Annotated in this window: 17 protein-coding genes and 1 tRNA gene; 6 read left to right on the top strand and 12 right to left on the bottom strand. The window is 67.9% G+C overall.

All coding sequences use genetic code 11. From position 1 onward, the window contains the following. The first annotated feature begins 9 nt into the window (after positions 1-9). Positions 10-1,374 carry a phenylacetate--CoA ligase PaaK gene (paaK, locus tag FQ377_RS02945; RefSeq protein ID WP_148599722.1) on the top strand — a complete coding sequence of 455 codons (1,365 nt, stop codon included), beginning with the start codon at positions 10-12 and terminating at the stop codon, positions 1,372-1,374. A 40-nt stretch (positions 1,375-1,414) separates the two neighbouring features. On the opposite strand, the gene FQ377_RS02940 is transcribed toward paaK, so the two are convergent. From FQ377_RS02940 to FQ377_RS02930, 3 genes are all read right to left on the bottom strand, one after another. Beyond that, positions 1,415-1,846, bottom strand: a complete 432-nt coding sequence (locus FQ377_RS02940) for a hypothetical protein (RefSeq protein WP_148599721.1) — start codon at positions 1,844-1,846, stop codon at positions 1,415-1,417. A gap of 205 nt (positions 1,847-2,051) precedes the next feature. Continuing rightward, entirely contained in the window at positions 2,052-2,486 is a 435-nt protein-coding gene (locus tag FQ377_RS02935) for a VOC family protein (protein ID WP_148599720.1), read from the bottom strand. A gap of 52 nt (positions 2,487-2,538) precedes the next feature. Then, positions 2,539-4,179, bottom strand: coding sequence for a thiamine pyrophosphate-binding protein (locus FQ377_RS02930; RefSeq protein ID WP_148599719.1), 1,641 nt, complete (start codon positions 4,177-4,179; stop codon positions 2,539-2,541). A gap of 230 nt (positions 4,180-4,409) precedes the next feature. Here FQ377_RS02930 and FQ377_RS02925 point away from each other — a divergent pair, with 230 nt between their 5' ends. Then, positions 4,410-5,258: an HpcH/HpaI aldolase/citrate lyase family protein gene (locus tag FQ377_RS02925; RefSeq protein ID WP_148599718.1), complete on the top strand. Its 849-nt coding sequence runs from the start codon at positions 4,410-4,412 to the stop codon at positions 5,256-5,258. A 63-nt stretch (positions 5,259-5,321) separates the two neighbouring features. Here the strand turns inward: FQ377_RS02925 and FQ377_RS02920 are convergent, their stop codons facing one another. The 3 genes from FQ377_RS02920 to FQ377_RS02910 all read right to left on the bottom strand — a co-directional run bounded on the left by FQ377_RS02920 (position 5,322) and on the right by FQ377_RS02910 (position 7,713). Further along, entirely contained in the window at positions 5,322-5,813 is a 492-nt protein-coding gene (locus FQ377_RS02920; protein WP_148599717.1) for a nucleoside deaminase, read from the bottom strand. 74 nt (positions 5,814-5,887) lie between these two features. Next, positions 5,888-6,970: a fatty acid desaturase family protein gene (locus FQ377_RS02915; RefSeq protein WP_148599716.1), complete on the bottom strand. Its 1,083-nt coding sequence runs from the start codon at positions 6,968-6,970 to the stop codon at positions 5,888-5,890. Positions 6,971-7,083: 113 nt separating this feature from the next. Next, complete coding sequence (locus tag FQ377_RS02910; protein WP_148599715.1) at positions 7,084-7,713, bottom strand: flavin reductase family protein; 630 nt, start codon at positions 7,711-7,713, stop codon at positions 7,084-7,086. A 363-nt stretch (positions 7,714-8,076) separates the two neighbouring features. On the opposite strand from FQ377_RS02910, the gene FQ377_RS02905 reads away from it, so the two are divergent. Beyond that, positions 8,077-8,994, top strand: coding sequence for an SDR family oxidoreductase (locus FQ377_RS02905; protein WP_148599714.1), 918 nt, complete (start codon positions 8,077-8,079; stop codon positions 8,992-8,994). Between the two features lie 74 nt (positions 8,995-9,068). On the opposite strand, the gene FQ377_RS15090 is transcribed toward FQ377_RS02905, so the two are convergent. After that, positions 9,069-10,079, bottom strand: a complete 1,011-nt coding sequence (locus FQ377_RS15090; RefSeq protein ID WP_262364232.1) for a hypothetical protein — start codon at positions 10,077-10,079, stop codon at positions 9,069-9,071. Between the two features lie 126 nt (positions 10,080-10,205). On the opposite strand from FQ377_RS15090, the gene FQ377_RS02895 reads away from it, so the two are divergent. After that, the gene (locus tag FQ377_RS02895) at positions 10,206-10,706 is read left to right on the top strand and encodes a DUF456 domain-containing protein (RefSeq protein WP_148599713.1); all 501 of its coding nucleotides are present in this window, start codon (positions 10,206-10,208) and stop codon (positions 10,704-10,706) included. Positions 10,707-10,726: 20 nt separating this feature from the next. Here FQ377_RS02895 and FQ377_RS02890 read toward each other — a convergent pair whose 3' ends face one another. From FQ377_RS02890 to FQ377_RS02880, 3 genes are all read right to left on the bottom strand, one after another. Next, positions 10,727-12,526: a glycoside hydrolase family 15 protein gene (locus FQ377_RS02890; protein ID WP_148599712.1), complete on the bottom strand. Its 1,800-nt coding sequence runs from the start codon at positions 12,524-12,526 to the stop codon at positions 10,727-10,729. A gap of 184 nt (positions 12,527-12,710) precedes the next feature. Further along, positions 12,711-14,201: a S10 family peptidase gene (locus FQ377_RS02885; protein ID WP_148599711.1), complete on the bottom strand. Its 1,491-nt coding sequence runs from the start codon at positions 14,199-14,201 to the stop codon at positions 12,711-12,713. 9 nt (positions 14,202-14,210) lie between these two features. After that, entirely contained in the window at positions 14,211-15,800 is a 1,590-nt protein-coding gene (locus FQ377_RS02880) for a DHA2 family efflux MFS transporter permease subunit (RefSeq protein WP_148599710.1), read from the bottom strand. 106 nt (positions 15,801-15,906) lie between these two features. On the opposite strand from FQ377_RS02880, the gene FQ377_RS02875 reads away from it, so the two are divergent. Next, positions 15,907-15,979: transfer RNA gene (locus FQ377_RS02875), tRNA-Ala, on the top strand. 152 nt (positions 15,980-16,131) lie between these two features. After that, entirely contained in the window at positions 16,132-17,235 is a 1,104-nt protein-coding gene (locus tag FQ377_RS02870) for a PQQ-dependent sugar dehydrogenase (protein WP_262364231.1), read from the top strand. 169 nt (positions 17,236-17,404) lie between these two features. Here FQ377_RS02870 and FQ377_RS02865 read toward each other — a convergent pair whose 3' ends face one another. Both FQ377_RS02865 and FQ377_RS02860 read right to left on the bottom strand, forming a co-directional pair. Continuing rightward, positions 17,405-18,496, bottom strand: a complete 1,092-nt coding sequence (locus FQ377_RS02865; protein WP_148599709.1) for an SDR family oxidoreductase — start codon at positions 18,494-18,496, stop codon at positions 17,405-17,407. Positions 18,497-18,855: 359 nt separating this feature from the next. Further along, positions 18,856-19,122, bottom strand: a complete 267-nt coding sequence (locus tag FQ377_RS02860) for a hypothetical protein (protein WP_148599708.1) — start codon at positions 19,120-19,122, stop codon at positions 18,856-18,858. Positions 19,123-19,202 lie beyond the last annotated feature (80 nt).

Raw genomic sequence — 19,202 nt, 5'->3', positions numbered from 1 at the left:
CCACCCGCGATGAAGGTCCCCGCACCGCACGAAGGAGCACCCTTGGAAACCGTCACCCTGCGAGCCTCGGCAGCCGATCCCGCCACCCTGGACCCGGAGGAGACGTGGTCACGGGACCACCTGGAGGCCGTGCAGCTCGAGCGGCTCCGGGCCACCGTGCAGCACGCCTACACGAACGTGCCGCTCTACAGGCGCAAGTTCGACGACGCTGGTGTGCATCCTGACGATCTGCGCGAGCTCGGCGATCTGGCGAAGTTCCCTTTCACCACCAAGGAGGATCTGCGCAGCACGTATCCGTTCGGGATGTTCGCCGTACCGCAGGACCAGATTGCACGGATCCACGCGTCGTCGGGCACCACGGGCCAGCCGACCGTGGTCGGCTACACCTCCGGTGACCTTGCCCGCTGGGCGTCGCTCGTGGCCCGCTCGCTGCGGGCGTCGGGGGTCAAGAAGGGCTGGAAGGTCCACAATGCCTACGGGTATGGGCTCTTCACGGGTGGGCTCGGTGCCCATGCGGGTGCCGAGCGGCTCGGCTGCACCGTGATCCCCATCTCGGGCGGGCAGACCGAGCGGCAGGTGCAGCTGATCCGTGATTTCGAGCCGGATGCGATCCTCGCGACGCCCACGTATCTGCTGACCATCCTCGACGCGATGGCGGAGGCGGGCATCGACCCGCGGTCCACGTCGCTCAAGACCGCCGTACTCGGGGCCGAACCGTGGACCGAGGGCATGCGGCAGGAGCTCGAGGGCCGCATGGGCTTCGACGCGTGCGACATCTACGGGCTGTCCGAGGTCATGGGCCCCGGGGTGGCCGGCGAGTGCGTCGAGTCGAAGGACGGCGCTCACGTCTGGGAGGACCACTTCCGCCCCGAGATCATCGACCCGTTCACGGAGAAGGTGCTCGACGACGAATCGGCCGGGGAGCTGGTGTTCACCTCGCTCACCAAGGAGGCCCTGCCGATCATCCGCTACCGGACGCACGATCTCACGCGGCTCATGCCCGGCACCGCGCGCCCCGGCATGCGCCGGATGGAGCGGATCAGGGGGCGCAGCGACGACATGGTGATCGTCCGCGGTGTGAATCTCTTCCCCACGCAGGTGGAGGAGCTGGCCCTGGGCATCCCGGCGCTCAGCCCGCACTTCCAGCTCGAGCTGAGCCGGCCCGACGGCCAGCGCATGGATCAGCTGGCCATCAACATCGAGCTGCGTGAGGGCGTCAGTACCGACGACGGTACGGCTGCGGCTGCCGAGCTGCGGCGCCTGATCAAGGTGCACATCGGCTCGACGTGTGCCGTGCGGATCGTCGAGCAGGGCTCGCTCGTCCGGTCCAGTGGCAAACTGCGCCGCATCTACGATCTGCGGCCGAAGGCCTGACGGCTGCACTCTCGTCGCGTGCTCCCGACGCCGACTGTTTCTACTGTCGTCGGGTGGGGCCCCAATTCCCCCTCGGAGCCTTCCCGATCGCGGCAGCGACGCCGAGCATCATCGCGGTGCCGGCGGTAGTGCCGAAGGCGACGAGGATCATTCCGACGGCCCATAGGCCAGAGCTGTCCTGCGCGGAAGCCGTAGTGACCCAGGCGATGGTGAAGGATGCCGGGAGGACCAGCAGCGCGACCGGAAAGTACAGGACACGGTAGGCGAAACCTACGACCACGACCCCGCACAGGAACGCCCCGACGCCCTGCCAGACGGCGTACGGCCCCGACATCTCGGCGGTGGCTACGTTGTACTGGTACTCGGTGTCCCAGGCGAACCAGCCGAACCACAGACCAGCGGACAGAGCAGCGAACAGGGCTACGAGAGCAGCTTGGTGTGCGAGCGGTCGGCGATCCCGTGTCAGGCGCATGCCTCACAGTAGGCCTCCCCGGGACCCCGTTCCGGCGTATCGGTCACCGCGCCGCCGCCGATTCGATCGACTCGGCCGGGGTCAGGTGGGTAGGTGGAACAAGCACCCGATCCTGGTCCGATTACCACTGCGTGCGTCATTCGCGTCGTCAGGGGCAAGCCTCGTTCTGCAAGGCCTGCCACTGCGCACCTACCGGCACAAGTGCCTAGTCCAGGCAGAACTCGTTGCCCTCGATGTCCTGCATGACGAGGAACGACTCGTCCACCTCGTCCGCGGGCACCAGGTGCAGGCGACGTGCACCGAGGGACACCAGGCGGGATGCCTCGGTCTCCAACGCCGCGACCCGTTCGTCACCGGTGAGCCCGACACCCACGCGCACGTCCAGATGCAGTCGGTTCTTCACCGTCTTGCCCTCCGGCACGCGCTGGAAGAACAGGCGCGGGCCCACCCCGTCGGGATCCTGGCACGCCCACACTCCGCCACGGCGTTCCTCGGGCAAGGAGGCGTCGAAGGCGTCCCACGAATCGAACCCCGGAGGAACGGGCGGATCGGCGTATCCCAGTGCACCCTTCCAGAACTGCGCGACAGCTCGCGGATCCGCGCAATCGAAGGTCATCTGGATCTGCTTCACCTCGCTCATCGGCCCATCCTAGGGAGCTGGAGTGGTCGTGTCGATGGTCCTGAGTCTGCAGCTACTTCGCGCCTGTCGCGACGGCCACGATCTCCTGCATGTACGGCGCTACGATCTCCTGCGACACCTTGCAGTCGAGCAGGAGCACGCCGTCGTCGTCGGATCCGAGCCAGGTAGCGACATCATCGAGATCGGCGAGACTGCTGATCGTCCGTCCGCGCGCGCCGAGCGCCGTTGCCAGAGCCGCGAAGTCCACCTCGTCGATCATCATGGGGCCGGAGTCGATGCCGCGGACCGCATACTGGTGGATCTCGGCACCGTAGGCGGCGTCGTTGAAGACGACGATCACGGCACGCCGAGCCGTCCGGATGAACGAGTCGAGGTCCGCCAGGGCCATGAGCGCACCGCCGTCGCCGGTGCAGAGCACCACGGTGGAATCGGGTAGGGCGCGCGCGGCACCGACGGCGCTGGGAAAGCCCAGGCCGATGCTCTGGAGGGCCGTGCCCACCATGATCAGCCGGTTCGGTGACGGTACGTGCAGATAGCCGGGTGCCCAGCCGATGAAGTGGCCGCCGTCCTGCACCACCGTGCGATCCGCGGGCAGCAGTGCGTCGAGCCGCCGGCAGAGGCTGCGGGGGTCCAGGCGACCGTCGGGAGCAGCCGGATCGCCGTCGGGCCTCGCGTGGTATGCGTCCCGGGCGTCCACGGCGTCGCGCCAGCGGTCCGTGTCCCGATGCCGCACGGCCCCGAGCAGTGCCTCCGCAGTGCTCCGTGCGTCGGCGCGCACGAAGTCCGTGACGAGCGGGGACGTCGCCTCGCCGGCAATGTCGATCTGGACGATACGCGCCGCACTGTCGAAGGCGTGGCCGAAACGGGTGGTGAACTGGTTGAGCCCGGCGCCCAGCACGAGGACGACGTCGGCCTGTTCCACCGCGTGCGTGGTGCGGTCCGATGCCCATCCGCCGGCGATCCCCAGCGCGGCCGGATCGTCATCGAAGAGCCCCGCGCCCAGGGCCGAGGTCGCCAGGAGAGCGCCCAGCTTCTCCGCGAGCTCGACGGCGGCCCCCCGTGCGCCACTGAGCCAGGCACCACGCCCGGCCAGGACGAGTGGACGCTCCGCCGAGGTGAGCAGGGCAGCGACGCGCTCGACGTCATCGGGCGACGCTGCGGACCTGGCCGGGTGAGCAACGGGATCGGGAGCTGATTCCTCCGCCGCCTCCACGCCGGCGAGATCGTAGGGGATGGCCAGGACAACCGCCTCGCGCCGGTGGAGCGCGTGGCGGACCGCCGCCGTCGTGATCTCGAGCGGAGCGATGGCGGAGACCGTGAAGGTGGTGACCCCGAGGCCCCTGGCCACCATGGACTGGTCCACGTCCCACGGCCGCATCCCGGTGGTGGGCGCATCGCCGACCACGAGAACCAGCGGGATCCGCGCCTGCACCGCTTCCGCGAGCGGCGTCAGCGCGTTGGTGAAGCCTGCACCGTAGGTGGTCGTGGCGACGGCGAGGCGGCCGGTGGCGCGGAAGTAGGCGTCGGCGGCGGCGACCGTACCGGCTTCGTGCCGGACGGCGGTGTAGTGCAGCGATTCGCGCTGCGCCATGACGGCGTCCAGGAAGTGGGCATTGCCGTTGCCCATCACACCGAAGGCCTCGGTGACATAGGGCTGCAGGGCAGACAGGATGCGGGCGGAGACAGTGGTCATCAGGAATCTTCCGGGGAGAACGCCCTCCTCCGGCGTCGCGAGGACACGTGGGTGGGGCGGTGGTTGAGTTCTTCCGTATATGACTCGGGCTGGTCCACCCTTATTGCCTCTTTTTCAGGCACGACGCCCACGAGCGTCCGACGTCGTCACTCTAGTGGACGCTCCACGTCACCGGGAGACGGGCATGGCTGCGGTGGAAAACGTGCAGCCGGGGTCAGTACTGTTTGACCATGGCCACCTCCCTGAGAAACAGCCGCGCCGCAGCGCTCCCCGCCAAGCTCTCGCGATCGTGGCTGCTGGCCTCCGCCGCTTCCGAGGACAATTTCATCCCCGCCCTGACCTCCGAGGCGGACTCCGTGGTCTTCGACATGGAGGATGCCGTCCCGGCTCCGGACAAGGCCGCGGCGCGCGAGCGCGTGGTCGAGGCCCTCTCCACCGGGATGACCGCCTGGGTCCGGGTCAACAGCATCGAGACCGAATACTGGGCCGACGACCTCGCCGCCCTGTCCAGGGCGCCCGGCCTGCGAGGTGTCATGCTCGCGCAGACGGAGAAGCCCGAACAGGTCACGCACACCGCCATGCGGCTGCAGGCTGGTACCCCGGTCCTGGCGCTCATCGAATCAGCCCTCGGGATCGAGAACGCGACGGCGATCGCCAGCGCTCCGGGGACCTTCCGATTGGCGTTCGGCGTGGGCGACTTCCGCAAGGACACCGGGGCCTCGGACGATCCGATGGCGTTGGCCTACGCACGCTCCAAGCTTGTGGTCGCCTCCCGCGTTGGCCAGCTCCCCGGGCCGATCGACGGCCCCACGGTGGGAGCGCTGGGCGACGAGTTGCTCGAGGCCTGCAAAGTCACGGCGTCCATGGGGATGACGGGCAAGCTGTGCCTGCTCACCGACGCCACCGACACCATCAACCGGGGGCTCTCGCCGAGCGACGCGGAGATCTCCTGGGCTACGGAGCTCCTACGGGACCATGCCGCGGGCGCCGTGGTGGGCGACGGCTCGTACCTGCCGCGCCTGGCTCGCGCTCAGAAGATCTCGTCCCTCGCGGATTCGTACGGCCTCTGGAACGCCTAGGAGCGAGGGCGACGGCCGCAGCGAGGGCGATGGCCGCGGCGACGAAGGCAACGCTGTCGGCTCTCAGCCGTTCTGCTCGGTCCAGCTCCTGAAGGGGGCCGCCGGGTCCTCGGAACGGCCCTGAAGCATCGGCAGCTGCCGGTCCTCGGGTTCCAGCGGGAACTCGTCGTAGAACGTGGCGAGGGTCATGTACCTGTTGCCGTCCTCGTAGTGCTCGTTCTCCTGCTCCCGCGTCGCGGCGTAGATCACCGAGCGGGGCTGCGCGTAGTAGAGGGCCCCCAGGCACATGGGACACGGATGGGCGGTGATGTAGATGTCACAGTCGCTCAGGTCTGTCAGACCGCGCTCGGCCGCGCGGCGCAAGGCCTCGATCTCGGCATGGGCGGTGACATCTCCGGTCTGCGCCACCTGGTTCGTCGCTTCCAGGAGGGTCTCGCCGTCGCGCACCACGAGGCACGCGAACGGCTTGCCTCCGGCGTCGACGTTCTCGAGGGCGAGATCGACGGAACGCTGCACGAGAGACGGATCGGGTTCGACGGACGAGTCGGTAGTCATGATCCGATCCTAGGTGCGACGGCGCCGGTCGAACCGCCCGGACGAGGGCTGGACAGACTCTGCCGGCCGTGTCCTCAGGGGCGGCGGTAGCGGTTGATCATGGGGCAGTCGAAGGGGTCCCGTGCGGCGAGGCCCACACGGTTCAGGTAGGACACGACGGCGCCGTAGGACGCCGCGACGCCTACTTCGGTGTAGGGCACGCGGAGTCGTTCGCAGTGCTCCTTGACGATGACGGCGGCGCGGCGCAGGTGCGGGCGCGGCATGTCCGGGAAGAGGTGGTGCTCGATCTGGAAGTTCAGACCGCCGAAGGCGTTGTTCACGAATGAGCCGCCACGGATGTTGCGTGAGGTGAGGACCTGCTTCTGGAAGAAGTCCAGTTTGCTGTCCTTGGGCACCACGGGCATGCCCTTGTGGTTCGGCGCGAAGCTCGCGCCCATGTAGACCCCGAAGACGGCGAGCTGCACGCCGAGGAACGCGAATGCCATACCTACGGGGAGGAACCAGAACAGGATGGTGAGGTAGGCGCCGAAGCGTGCGCCGAGCAGGGCCAGCTCCACCCAGCGGCCCTTGATCTCACGGCGCGCGAAGAGGGTGCCCATCGAGCGGGCGTGGAGGTTGATCCCCTCCATGGTCAGCAGCGGGAAGAACAGGTACCCCTGGCGGCGCGTGATCCACGCCTGGATGCCTTTGGCCTTCGCCGCGTCCTCCTCCAGGAACGAGATGGTGTCCACCTCGATGTCCGGATCCTTGCCCTTGGTATTGGGATCATTGTGGTGCCGGGTGTGCTTGTCCATCCACCAGGCGTAGCTGATGCCCACGACGCCGGCGGCGAGGATGCGCCCCGACCAGTCGTTGGCGCCGCGCGTCTTGAAGATCTGCCGATGGGAGGCCTCATGGGCGAGGAAGGCCACCTGCGTGAGGACGACGCCGAGGGCCGCGGCGATGAGCAGCTGGAACCAGGTATCACCCAGCAGGGCGAAACCGGTCCAGGCGGCACCCATGGCCAGCGTCAGCAGTGCGAACACCGAGACGTAGAAGCGCCGGCGACGGTTCAGCAGACCCTCCTTGCGCACCTGCTTCAGCAGCACGGAGTAGGAGGCGACGACGTCGTTCGGCTTGGAGATGCGAACGGTGCGGGGGGCAGCAGCAATGCTCATGAGATCCCTGGGGGTAGCGGAAGGCTTCCCAGCCAAGGGGTGGGGTGCTAACCCGCAGATGGTCCCAGTATATGGGGATACCCTGAGCAGCTCCTGAACGAGTATGGGTCGGATCAGCGCTTGTGCTCGGGGCCGTCGTAGTCCCGGGGCCACTCCTCCACCGGGATGCGGGTGATCCGGAGGACCTCGCCGAGAGCACCCCACTCGTTCTTCCCGAGTCGGGACAGCGGCTTGAGCGCCTCGACGTCGGGCAGATCGTCGTCGAGCATGTCCTCGGAGACCACCGCGTGCAGTACCTCGCCGAAGACGAGCGTGCAGTCGCCCATCTCCTGGATCGAGTGCAGGCGGCACTCGAGGGCAGCGGGTGACTCGAGGACCCGGGGTGGTGCCACCGTGGTGCTCGGCTCGCGGGTAAGGCCGGCGGCATCGAACTCGCTGACCTCGGGCGGGAAGTTGGTGCCGGTGGCATTGACGGCCTCGAACAGGTTTTCGGGCGTGAAACTGACCACGAACTCGCCCGTGGCCCTGATGTTGCGCACCGAGTCCTTCACGCCCACGGAGGTGAACTGAACGATCGGCGGGTTCACCGAGGCGACGGTGAAGAAGGAGTGGGGTGCGAGATTGTCGACGCCGTCGGCCGAGGTCGAGGAGATCCATGCGATGGGTCGCGGGACGACGACGGAGGTGAGGAACTTGTAGAACACCCGGCTGGACTCGGGGTCCGGGATCACGTCTCTGCGCATGGATGCAGCCTAACGGCATCCGGCCCGGCGTCCGGCACCGAGCTCCTGGCCGGACGCCCGACAGCTAGACTGACCCCACCATGAACTACATGCGTAAGCTCAGCACACCCATCGTCTGGCTCGTCGTCGTCGCCCTGGTCCTCGGTATCGGGGCCGGGTTCTTCTCCGTTCTCTTCTGACGCTCCCGCACCTCCTCCGGTCCCTTCCCGCCGCTCCGTCCGGGCTGCCGTGTTGCTGCACAGGGAACTTGTCCGCGACCCGGCGCGGCTCTAGAATTATCAGCAGGCTTAGTTTCTATGACTGCGCCGCCGACCCCTCCGGAGCCTCACGGCCCGACACGCACTCTGCACAGGGAGAACACCCATGACGTCCGAGAGCACAGCAGGATCGACCGACCAGTACACCTTCCAGAACCCGGTAACGCGCTTCGAGAGCATCACACCCGCAGCGGAGCACACCGCTGAGCCCGGGCTGGAATCCGATCTGGAGCCCAGAGCCGATCGCGGGGAGACCTCCTACCGCGGCACGGGACGACTGAAGGGCCGCAAGGCCCTCATCACCGGCGCGGACTCCGGGATCGGCGCGGCAGTGGCCATCGCCTACGCGCGGGAGGGCGCCGACGTCGCCATGTCCTATCTTCCCGAGGAGGAGGAGGACGCGCAGACCGTCAAGGAGCTCATCGAGGCAGAGGGCCGCACCGCGGTCTGCATCCCAGGCGACCTCAAGGACGCCGGGTACTGCGTGTCGCTGGTGCAGCAGGCGGTGGACGGGCTGGGCGGGCTGGACATCCTCGTCAACAACGCCGGCAAGCAGGTGGCGGTCGAGTCGCTGGAGGAACTGACCGACGAGCAGCTCGACCACACCTTCAAGACCAACATCTACTCGTTCTTCCGCGTGACCAGGGAGGCGCTCAAGCACCTGCAGCCCGGATCCGCGATCATCAACAGCACTTCCATCCAGGCGTACGAGCCCTCACCGACGCTGGTGGACTACGCCAGCACGAAGGCCGCGATCAACAACTTCACCAAGGGACTCGGGCAGCAGCTCGCCCCCAAGGGGATCCGTGTGAACGCTGTGGCGCCGGGACCCATCTGGACCCCCCTGCAGCCCTCCGGCGGACAGCCGGCCGAGGCGCTCCCGGAGTTCGGGAAGGCCACCCCGCTGGGACGCGCCGGCCAGCCGACCGAATTGGCCCCGGCGTACGTCTTCCTGGCGTCGTCCGAAGCGAGCTACGTGATCGGCGAGACGCTGAACGTGAACGGCGGCATGCCCTCGCCCTGAGCATCCACCCAGACGGAACAGGCCCCGACTCCGTGGAGTCGGGGCCTGTTCCGTCTACGGCCGGCCAGTCGTGGTCACCGGCCCGCGGTGTCGGCGACGGCGTCGAAGTCGGTCCGGTCGATCCTGCGGTGGTAGCGCATCCCGGCGAGACCGCCGAGCACCGCGCCGAGGAGGGCGACCGCCGCGACGACGAGCAGGCTGATGAGGCCGGGGACGGTGAGCTCCGCGATGGACGGCAGATTCAGGTCCTGGAACTGGTCCGTGACATTCGCCTGGTTCCCGACGATCAGGCCGATGACGGTCACGACGACGGCGACGATGACCGCCCAGAGCCACACGGCCACGCCCTGCTTGGCGCCGCTGAAGCGGGCCATGCGACCGGCGACATACCCACCGGCGTAGTAGGAGACCAGCAGGGCGGCGCCGAGGACCACGGCGGCCGTGATCCCTGCTGCCTGGACCTCACCGGAACCGCTCGTGAGGTCGGCAGCAGAGAGATCGGCGCCCGCGCCGAACAGGGCTGCCACGGCCCCGATGAGAGCCGAGAGCAGCACGAACATGCCCGTCGCCGTGAGCCAGCCGAAGAACGCCGAGCCGAACTTCATGCCGCCGAAGTGTTCCTTCTCGCGCTGGTGCAGCACCTTGCGGTCCTCCACGCTCGGCGTCGCCGATCCGGTACCGTCCGGACGCTGCGCCACTCGGTTCCGCCCCCGGTCGTCCGATCCGGCTCCTGTACCACCGAACGATCGCGTCGCGGTGACCGGGGCCACCTGGGTGTGCTCCTGCGTGGTCGGTTCGCGCGTCGAGGCATGCGCGTCCTTCGAGGCGGAGACCGGTGCGGGCTGATACCCGGTGTCCTCGTCGGTGTCGCGCGGCGCGTCGGAGTACATGCCCGGCACGTAGTCGCCGGCGTCGTTATCGTCCTCGTCCGTTCCGCGCGCGGTCCCGGCCACACTCGAGCCGCGGCTCGAGCCCCCCAGATCCATCGACCGCGTGGGGGTCTCCGGGGTGTCCGGGTGCTCGTCCCCGTCCCGCCGCGACCCGCTGCGTGACTCGTCGCTGTTCCCTGCTCCTGGTGTGCTCACTGGTCCTCCTGGTCTCGGCGCCCTCGGGCTCACTAAGGTTGCTCATTTTTTCCCAGACTATTCCATCCCCAGCGCTGAGGGATCAGGCCGGGCCGCTGCCGTGAGCCGGGATGCGAGACTGGAGGCATGGAGCTCCAGGTGGTCATGACAGTGGTCTGTGGTCTGCTCATCGCCGTGGGGATCGCAGGCATCGTCATCCCGGTGCTCCCCGGCAGCATCCTCGTCATCGCGGCACTGCTCGTCTGGGCACTGGCCGTGGCCAGCGTCGAGGGCTGGGTGGTCTTCGCCATCGGCACGGTGCTGGCGGGTGCCGGTCTCTCCGCGGGCCTGGTCCTCACCGGACGCAGCCTCCGGCAGCGGGAGATCCCGGGCAGATCGGTGACCATCGGCGTGCTCGCCGGGATCGTGGGCCTCTTCGTGATTCCCGTGGTCGGCCTGTTCGTCGGCTTCGCCGTCGGGCTCTTTGCGAGCGAGTACGCCCGGCAACGGGCCCCGGGTGCCGCACTGAGCTCCAGTGTCCATGCCCTCAGGGCCACAGGGCTCGGCATCCTGGCCGAGCTGGGCCTCGCCTGCCTCGCGGCAACCACCTGGGTGATCGGCGTCTGGGTCTACTTCGCCACGATCTGAGGTTCCGGGGCCAAAACCGCTCAGGTGGGGTCGGCGCCCTGACCTTCCGGTGAGCCGTCGGTGGAGAGGGTCAGCGCCGCGTGGATCAGTGCGAGGTGGCTCAGGCCCTGCGGGATGTTCCCCATGAACGCGTTGTCGGAGGGTTCGATCATCTCTGCAAGGATGCCGACGTCGTTGGCCAGCGGCAGGAGCTCCTCCATGAGCTCCACCGCCTCGTCCCGGCGTCCCACTGCTGCGAGGGCGGACACCGTCCAGTAGGCGCAGGCCACGAAGGTGGCTTCTTCCTCCTGCATGCCGCTGTAGCGGTAGAGGAGCGGACCGGCGCCCAGTTCGCTGCGCAGCGCGTCGATCGTGGAGGACATCCGGTCCCCGGTGTCGAAGCCGCTCATCGCGTGCAGCAGGATCGAGGCGTCCAACTCGGTGGAGCCCGGATACCAGATGTAGCTCTGCCGCTCCTCGGACCAGCCGTTCTCGTTGACCCAGGCCCGGATGCGGTCGCGCTCGGCGATCCACCGGTCCACCGGGCCATGCAGCTGACCACGCTCCGCGAGCAGGACGGCGCACTTGAGTGCGTTCCAGCAGCCCAGTTTCGAGCTGACGTAGTGGCGCTCCTCAGGCAGTTCCCAGATCCCTGCATCACGGCTCTGCCAGATGTCGCAGGTGAGATCCGCGATCTCGGCGAGCTGCCGCATGGTGGTTGGATCGAGCACGTGACCCGACTGGACGTACTGCCAGATGAGGTCGAAGAGGTCACCGAAGACGCCCAGCTGCAACTGCCCCGCAGCCGGATTGCCGTCCACCACCGGACCGTTGTTCCTCCAGCCGGTGAGATCGGGGTTGTTCGTGCCCTCCGGCGTACTGCCGTTCAGGCGCGTGAACACCTCGAGGTCCGAGCCCTGCGAGCGGAGATTCTTCAGCATCCAGGAGACGGCGGCGTGTACTTCCTCGCGCAGCCCCACCCGGGTGAGCGCATGGAGCGTGTAGGCAGTGTCCCTCACCCACGCGTAGCGGTAGTCCCAGTTCTTGCCGCCCCCGGCGCTCTCCGGCAGGGAGGTGGTTGCGGCGGCCGCGATGGAACCGGACGGGCTGTGCAGCAGGAGCTTGAGGGCGAGGGCGCTTCGCAGCACCTCGCGTCGGTAGTCGCCGGTGTAGTCGACCGTATCGGACCACGCCTGCCAGTTGCGGATGGTGCGATCGACGCCGTCGTCGATGGTCCGCGGGTCCGGGAGGGGGAGAGGTTCGTCATGCGTGGACACGACGGCGACGAGGTGCCGGGACCCCTCCGAGGTGGTGAACCTGCCCTCCACCGTCCGGCCCTCGGGCGTCCTGGGCCCGTGGTCGATGCCGCAGATCGCGAGCCCCACCCCGTCGATGCGCAGGATGGGCTGATCGGACGTGCCGTCGATCCAGGCCGAGGCTGTGCCGAAGCAGGATCCCGGCGTGATGCTCCACGCCATGTCCACCGCCCCCGTCAGTCCGTCGACGCGCCGGGCCAGCTCACCCCAGGGCAGCCTGCCCGCCACACCCGTGTTGAGCGAGTCCGTGACGCGGGCAGTGCCACCGGCGGTGGTGTAGGTGGTCTCGAGGACGTTGGTTCCGTCCACGTAGCGGCGGTCCGTAGTGTATTCACCGGCCGGAGCGAGCGAGAGAAAGCCTTCACGGGCGTCGAGCAGGCGCGCGAAGGACGGCGTCGAGTCGAGATCCGGCGTGGGGTACCAGTCGATCGAACCGTCGAGGGCCACGAGGGCCACAGTGCGTCCGTCGCCGATCGCGGCGTAGGAGCGGATGTCGGCAAAGCCGGCGTCGTCCCGGACGGCCATGATCCGTTCCCGCCTTCTGCTAGCGGTCCGAGGATCCGTTGCGGCCGCCGTCGGACTGCTGGCCGCCGCGACGCTTTCTCATGATGCGGGAGGCGATGAGGGGCACCACGGCCCAGAGGATTCTTCTCAACATGGTGTGTCCTTCTGTTCGGGCCCGGCAGCTGCTGCCACCGGTGGTCCCATCCTACGGTTGTTCCTGTCCGGATCCTGCTGGGGAGACGAAGGCCCGCAGCGCGCTGAGTTGTGCATCCCTGGCTTGCGGATTGAGATACATCATGTGTCCGGCCCGGTGGTAATGGTGCGTGAAGCGGGCGCGTGCCGCGTCGTCGAGATTCATGTGCGCCCACACGTATTCGGCTGCGAAGTGCGGCGTGGCGCCGTCGTGATAGCCGTAGTCCACATGCACCCGGAGCGCCGGATTGTGGACCATGAGCCGCTCCAGGACGCCCGAGACGTCCACGGGCGCACCCTCGAAGGTGCGGTAGCTCCACGGGTGCACGCGCGCCGTCAGGATCTCGTAGGGCAGATCGTTCTCGTACCCGAGTTCAGCCCTGACGTAGTGGTTCATCGCCGCCGAGTACGGTCCTGTGATGGCCCGCAGGCTCGGGTCGTCGAACGCATCGGAGGCCTGCAGATTCTCGGGCCTCCCCGCGAAGCGGCCGTCGATGCGTCCCACCGCGAGTCCGTCGGGGCGCAGGAGCTCGGCCGCGAACTCGTGATAGGCCCAGCGCAGATTCGTCCTGCGGATGAAGCCCTCGTCGAGCGTGGTGATCGCGTGGAGGCGGGCGACGACCTCGTCGTACTCCGCGGAGCTCAGCCGGCTGCCCTGGGTCAGGGCATAACCGAAGTCGCGGGCGGCGAAGTCCTCCGCCTCGCGGACGACGTCGTCCAGCTCGCGATCGCCATGACGACCGTGGAAGTGCGCGATGGCGGCGTAGGTGGGGATGTGCAGGGCGTAGGGCAGATCGCTCCCGGGGAAGAAGCGCAGGGTGGACATGTTCAGCACCGTGGAGATGAGTCCCAAGCCGTTGACGGCCATACCGTAGGCGTCGAAGAGGCGTCCGGCCACCGCGACGGCACGTAGTGTGCCGTAGGACTCGCCCACGAGGTACTTGGGGGAGAGCCAGCGATTGTTGCGGGTGGTCCAGAGGCGGATCACCTCGGCCACGAGGTCCCTGTCCTGCACGAAGGCGTGGAACTCGTCCGCCGTCTCGCCCTCGACCACACGGGAGAAGCCGGTGTTCACCGGGTCGATCATGACCAGGTCACTGGATTCGAGCAGGCTGTCCGGGTTGTCGACCAGACCGAAGGGCGCCGGGGTCATGGAGCCGACGTCGCCGGAGTCCACGAGGCGCGGACCGAGCAGACCCAGGTGCAGCCAGACGGAGGCCGAGCCTGGACCGCCGTTGAAGGCGAACGTCACGGGCCTGCCGGGCTCGGGGTCCTCCTTGGTGTAGGCGACGAGGAAGATCTCGGCCTTGGGCTTGAAGCCGTCGGCCTTGCCGTCCTTCGTCTCCTCGCGCCGCAGGACCAGGCGCCCCGTGGTCGTCGTGTACCTCAGGCCGGAGGGCGAGGTGTGCTCGCGTACCGCGAAGTCGTCGGATACCTCCTTGGCCTGCCCGCCGTCCTGCTGGTCCTTCACCGGGTCACGTGTGTCCTGCGTCTCATCAGCCATGGCAGCAGCCTACCGGTAGTTCTCCGAGGCAACAGCTGGGGTGTCTGTCGTCGTCGTCGTCCCGGCCTGCGCCTCCGCCACGGGACCGGCCTTGCCCACCGACCCTGTGTCCTCCTCCCAGATGCGATTCTGCTGCGGCTTGGCGAAGAAGAGGGCGGCCAGGAATCCGATGATGACCACGGTGGCCGGGAGATAGAGGGACTGGCCCATCGAGAGCGCGTACGCGGCCTTTGCCTCGTCCGGCAGATCCGCACCCGGTGTGGCGCTCATGGCGCCTCCGCCCACATTGACCATGAGGCGTGACTGCATGATGGCGGCGATGGCAGCACTGCCGAGCACCGCGCCCATCTGGCGGGTGGTGTTGTAGACACCGGAGCCGGCTCCGGCAAGGGATGGGGCGAGATTGCGGGTTGCGGTGAGTGACACGGGCGCCCAGATCCCCGCACTGGAGAGGCCCAGCAGCGAGACGGGCAGCAGCAGCATCCAGATCGGTACATCCGTGGTGAGGATGGAGCCCAGCCAGAAGAGGGCGCCGGACATTCCGGCGAATGCGGCCACGGCCAGGTACTTCGGATCGCTCCGCTGGACGAACCGGCCGATGAAGGGGGCGAGGACGCCGGAGATGACGGCCATCGGCGTCAGCAGGAGTGCCGCCTGGGTGGGGGAGAGCCCGCGGACCGTCTGCGCGTAGAGCATCAGGGGCAGTGTCATGGTGGTGATGGAGAAGCCCATGGCGGTGATGGAGGTGTTGGCGAGGGAGAAGTTGCGATCCCTGAAGAGTTTCAGCGGAAGCAGCGGCTCTCCCCTGTTAATCCGCTGCCAGATGACGAACGCGACGAGCAGCACGATGCCGGTGATGATCAGCGACCAGACGGACAGCGGGCCGGCGATGGTGCCCCAGTCGTAGGTCTCCCCCTCCTGGATGCCGAAGACCAGGCAAAAGAGCCCTGCGGCGCTGAGGAACACCCCGAGCATGTCGAAACGGTGCGCCGTCGTCGGCAGGGTGGGCACGAGGCGCGCGGCGAGGATGAAGCCCACCACGCCCACCGGCACGTTGATGAAGAAGATCCACTCCCAGCCGGCGGAATCCACGAGCAGTCCGCCGAGCACCGGGCCCACGAGGGTGGCGATACCGGCCACCGAACCCCACAGGCCCATGGCGGCACCGCGGCGCTCGGGCGGGAAGATCCGGGTGATGACCGACATGGTCTGCGGGGTCATGAGGGCGGCGCCGAGTCCCTGCAGAACACGGGCCAGGATGAGGATCTCGACGGATCCGGCCAGGCCGCACCACGCGCTGGAGAGGGTGAAGACCACCAGGCCCACGAGGTAGATGCGCTTGGGCCCGAACCGGTCGCCGAGCCTGCCGGTCACGAGCAGCGGGACGGCGTAGGCCAGCAGATAGGCGCTGGTCACCCAGATGACGCTGTCGATGCCGGCGCCGAGGCCCTCCATGATCGCGGGGGTCGCGACGGAGACGATGGTCGAATCGACGAGGATCATGAAGAAGCCGATGACGAGCGACCAGAGCGCGGGCCAGGGCCTGATGTCGTCGTTCTCGACTACGGCAGGGGCGTGCGCCCGGGGGGTGCTGGACATGGGGAGAAGACTACGCCCGGCATCCGACAGTTCGCCCGGCTGCGATGCGGTGGCGCGACTTTGGGCCCAGGCCGTCCTCGTGGGTACAGTGTGGTGGGTAGTATCCGGGGCTTTAGCTCAGTTGGTAGAGCGTTTCGTTCGCAATGAAAAGGTCAGGGGTTCGATTCCCCTAAGCTCCACCCACGACGACGTCCCAGAACCCCGATGTGCGAGAGCGCATCGGGGTTCTGCTGTATCGAGGGGCCTTCCGCCCGCGGCGCCGGCTGTTTAGCGTTGACGACACAGGCGTCACTGCGTACCCGTGCCTCGAAGCCCTGACGGAAGGATCAGCATGAGAACGTCGATCCCGGCCTGGCGCGGTGCGGCCACAGTGCTGGCACCCGTTCTGATGATGACGCTGCTGACCGGGTGCACGACGAACCCCGGTCAGTCCTCATCGGGGCAGCCGGATGCCTCGTCCTCGGCGCGTCCCGGTGGTTTCGACATCTCGACCATCGCGTCGGGTCTCGATGCGCCGTGGTCGTTCGTCGTCGATGGGGACACCGCCTTGGTCAGCGAGCGGGATTCGGGCCGGATCCTCGAGCTCACGGCCGACGGCGAGCAGCGCGAGATCGCGACCATCGACGCGGCGACGCCGATGGGCGAGGGCGGCCTGCTGGGACTCGCCGTCCGCGACGATGACCTGTTCGCCTACTTCACCGCTGGGGATGAGAACCGGGTGGAGCGCTACGAGCTGACCGGCGCACCTGGCTCGCTCGGTCTCGGTGAACCGGAGACCATCCTTGACGGTATCGCCTCGGCGCGAACCCACAACGGCGGGCGGATCGCGTTCGGACCTGACGGGATGCTGTACGTGACGGTGGGCGACGCCGGGAACCGCGAGGCGGCCCAGGACCGCAATTCGCTGTCGGGCAAGATCCTGCGTCTCACCCCGGACGGCGACGTGCCGGAGGACAACCCGTTCGATGGATCCCCGGTGTACAGCTACGGGCACCGCAATCCGCAGGGCCTGGCGTGGGACGACGACGGCACACTGTATGCCTCCGAGTTCGGGCAGGACACCTGGGACGAGCTCAACATCATCGAGCCCGGCCGGAACTACGGCTGGCCGGTCGTGGAGGGGATGGCCGACGACGACCGCTTCGTGGACCCCGTGCAGCAGTGGGCTCCGGCGGACGCCAGTCCCAGTGGAATGGCGATCGCGGAGGGCAGCATCTGGATCGCGAATCTGCGGGGCGAGCGGCTGCGCGAGGTGCCGCTGGAGGATACCTCCGCCTCGACCGAGCACCTCGTCGGGGAGTACGGCAGGCTCCGCGATGTCGCCGTCGCCCCGGACGGCACGCTTCGGGTGCTCACCAACAACACCGACGGTCGCGGCGACCCGGGACAGGACGACGACCGCGTGCTGCGGCTGGATCCCGCTGCCGCAGGCTAGTGCGCGGTGGACGTCGACGCCTCATCCATCCTCGTTCTTCGCCCAGGCGCAGGATGTCTTCGCGGACCCAGACCACGTTCAGATGACGAGCGAACTGTTCGACACTGCGCGTCGCCTCGATCGGGTCCGGAGAGAAACCTGAGTGTTGTCCGAGGTCCGCACCTGGGCGTCAGGGTATGACGTGCTCGGCGCGGTAGCGGTCGAACAGGTCGATGAAGGAGTCCTGGGTGCGCCGGTAGCCGGTGAACCCGGCGAGCCTGCTCTTGCTCATGTCGGCGACCACTTCGATGGGGCGGCCGAGATCGGCGTCCGTGTGCCACCAGGAGGCCACGCGCGCGAGGTCGGGTTCAACGAGGCCATGCTCCTCCACGATCCTGGCCCAGACGTCCTCGGAGCCGCGCATCTGCTCCTCCAGGGGCCGCGGCTCCCCGGAGAAGCCCTCCCACTCGACCCCGAACCAGGCCGCCAGCTTCGGCCACATCCACCGCCACCGGAAGACGTCGCCGTTGACGATGTTGTAGGCCTCGCTCCCGGGGGCCTCCGTCGCGGCCCAGACCATCTGCTCTGCCAGCAACGACCCGTCGGTCATGTCGACGAGGCTGTTCCACTGGGTCTCTGAGCCGGGGAAAGCGAATGGGCGGCCGGTCTCCCGGCAGATCGAGGCCTGCACTGCCAGGGTCAGGCCCATGTTCATGGCATTGCCCACCGCGTAGCCGATCACCGTGTGAGCCCGGTGCACCGACCAGCGGAAGCCCTGGCGTGCAGCGGCGGTCCACAGCTCGTCCTCCTGGGCGTAGTAGAAGTTCTCCACCGGCAGTCGCGGCTCGTCCTCCCGGAACGGGGTGTCGGGCATCTTTCCCTTGCCGTACGCATCGAACGGGCCCAGGTAGTGCTTGAGCCCCGTCATCAGCGCAATGTGCTCCACCGGGGCACGGTTCAGAGCGGTCAGGAGGTTGCGCAGCATCCCGGCGTTAACCTCGATGTTCTGCTGCTCGGTCTCCTGGCGGGACCAGGCGGTGAAGAACACGTGCGTGGGCCTCTCGCCGTTCAGGGCCGCAGCGATGCTCTCCGGGGAACGGAGATCGGCGCCGATGTGTCGGGCCGTACTGCCGGAGACCGGGTTGCGGGAGAGGGCGAGCACCTCCCAGCCCTCCGTGCGGGTCAGCTGCTCGACGATCGCCGAACCGGCGATGCCGCTGGCCCCCACCACCAGGGCGACGGGGTACTGCGGGGAGCCGATATCCTGAGCGGAGTTTGCCATAGTGTGTTCTCGTTCCCGTGGTTGCTAATGAGTCACGTGAGCCTGTGGCGGAAGACGGGCTCATGAAGAACCTTCTCACCTGACATCTCGCTGTGGTGCTGTATCCCGAACAATCTGACCCCGGCAGATCATGCGGGACCCACAGAGCCAGAATCGAGGGACTCACTCTACGTCGCCACGTGAACCGATCTGACTGGCGTCGACGATGCACTCGTCAGCTGCTGCGATCTGAGGCGGCAAGTCTGAGCGTTGCCCAGGACGCAACTCTCTGCGCTGCCGCTAACGTCTGGCGGACGGACGTGTACTGGTCGAGTTCGATCACTCAGGAAATCGGTGGGCGAGTCCTGGCACCAGGACGGTCAGTCCTCCGCGGATTTCCTCGCCCAGGGCCGGGAGGCCAGGACACGCCCGATCGGCCCGAGCCAGGACAGTACCACCAGCAGGCTGAAGGTGCTGCTCAACGAGGATCCAAGGGTGGTGGACGGGAACAATTGCTGGACCCCCACGAGGATCACGACCACGAGCAGGACCTTCTTGAGGCCACCGAGCACGTGCGAGGGGATAGGGCGCGGCCACGGCGTGAAGGTGATCAACCCCGGGTCCGTATCCGGTTCGTCCTGGCCCATCGATCCCCCTCTGCTGTGCGTGTCCGTCCATTATCCTCTCGATGAGCCGGCGGTCGAGTATCGCCGGGCCCGAGCCGGAG

This window comes from Arthrobacter echini, from assembly GCF_008107445.1.
Lineage (GTDB): Bacteria > Actinomycetota > Actinomycetes > Actinomycetales > Micrococcaceae > Arthrobacter_D > Arthrobacter_D echini_A.
Note: the sequence above shows the minus strand (reverse complement) of the source record. Positions and strands in the feature narration are given on the sequence as shown.

Bases quoted from the DNA above. Each gene is read 5' to 3' on its own strand.
- paaK (WP_148599722.1), top strand. From the start codon at position 10: ATGAAGGTCCCCGCACCGCACGAAGGAGCACCCTTGGAAACCGTCACC.
- FQ377_RS02940 (WP_148599721.1), bottom strand. From the start codon at position 1,846: ATGCGCCTGACACGGGATCGCCGACCGCTCGCACACCAAGCTGCTCTC.
- FQ377_RS02935 (WP_148599720.1), bottom strand. From the start codon at position 2,486: ATGAGCGAGGTGAAGCAGATCCAGATGACCTTCGATTGCGCGGATCCG.
- FQ377_RS02930 (WP_148599719.1), bottom strand. From the start codon at position 4,179: ATGACCACTGTCTCCGCCCGCATCCTGTCTGCCCTGCAGCCCTATGTC.
- FQ377_RS02925 (WP_148599718.1), top strand. From the start codon at position 4,410: ATGGCCACCTCCCTGAGAAACAGCCGCGCCGCAGCGCTCCCCGCCAAG.
- FQ377_RS02920 (WP_148599717.1), bottom strand. From the start codon at position 5,813: ATGACTACCGACTCGTCCGTCGAACCCGATCCGTCTCTCGTGCAGCGT.
- FQ377_RS02915 (WP_148599716.1), bottom strand. From the start codon at position 6,970: ATGAGCATTGCTGCTGCCCCCCGCACCGTTCGCATCTCCAAGCCGAAC.
- FQ377_RS02910 (WP_148599715.1), bottom strand. From the start codon at position 7,713: ATGCGCAGAGACGTGATCCCGGACCCCGAGTCCAGCCGGGTGTTCTAC.
- FQ377_RS02905 (WP_148599714.1), top strand. From the start codon at position 8,077: ATGACGTCCGAGAGCACAGCAGGATCGACCGACCAGTACACCTTCCAG.
- FQ377_RS02895 (WP_148599713.1), top strand. From the start codon at position 10,206: ATGGAGCTCCAGGTGGTCATGACAGTGGTCTGTGGTCTGCTCATCGCC.
- FQ377_RS02890 (WP_148599712.1), bottom strand. From the start codon at position 12,526: ATGGCCGTCCGGGACGACGCCGGCTTTGCCGACATCCGCTCCTACGCC.
- FQ377_RS02885 (WP_148599711.1), bottom strand. From the start codon at position 14,201: ATGGCTGATGAGACGCAGGACACACGTGACCCGGTGAAGGACCAGCAG.
- FQ377_RS02880 (WP_148599710.1), bottom strand. From the start codon at position 15,800: ATGTCCAGCACCCCCCGGGCGCACGCCCCTGCCGTAGTCGAGAACGAC.
- FQ377_RS02870 (WP_262364231.1), top strand. From the start codon at position 16,132: ATGAGAACGTCGATCCCGGCCTGGCGCGGTGCGGCCACAGTGCTGGCA.
- FQ377_RS02865 (WP_148599709.1), bottom strand. From the start codon at position 18,496: ATGGCAAACTCCGCTCAGGATATCGGCTCCCCGCAGTACCCCGTCGCC.
- FQ377_RS02860 (WP_148599708.1), bottom strand. From the start codon at position 19,122: ATGGGCCAGGACGAACCGGATACGGACCCGGGGTTGATCACCTTCACG.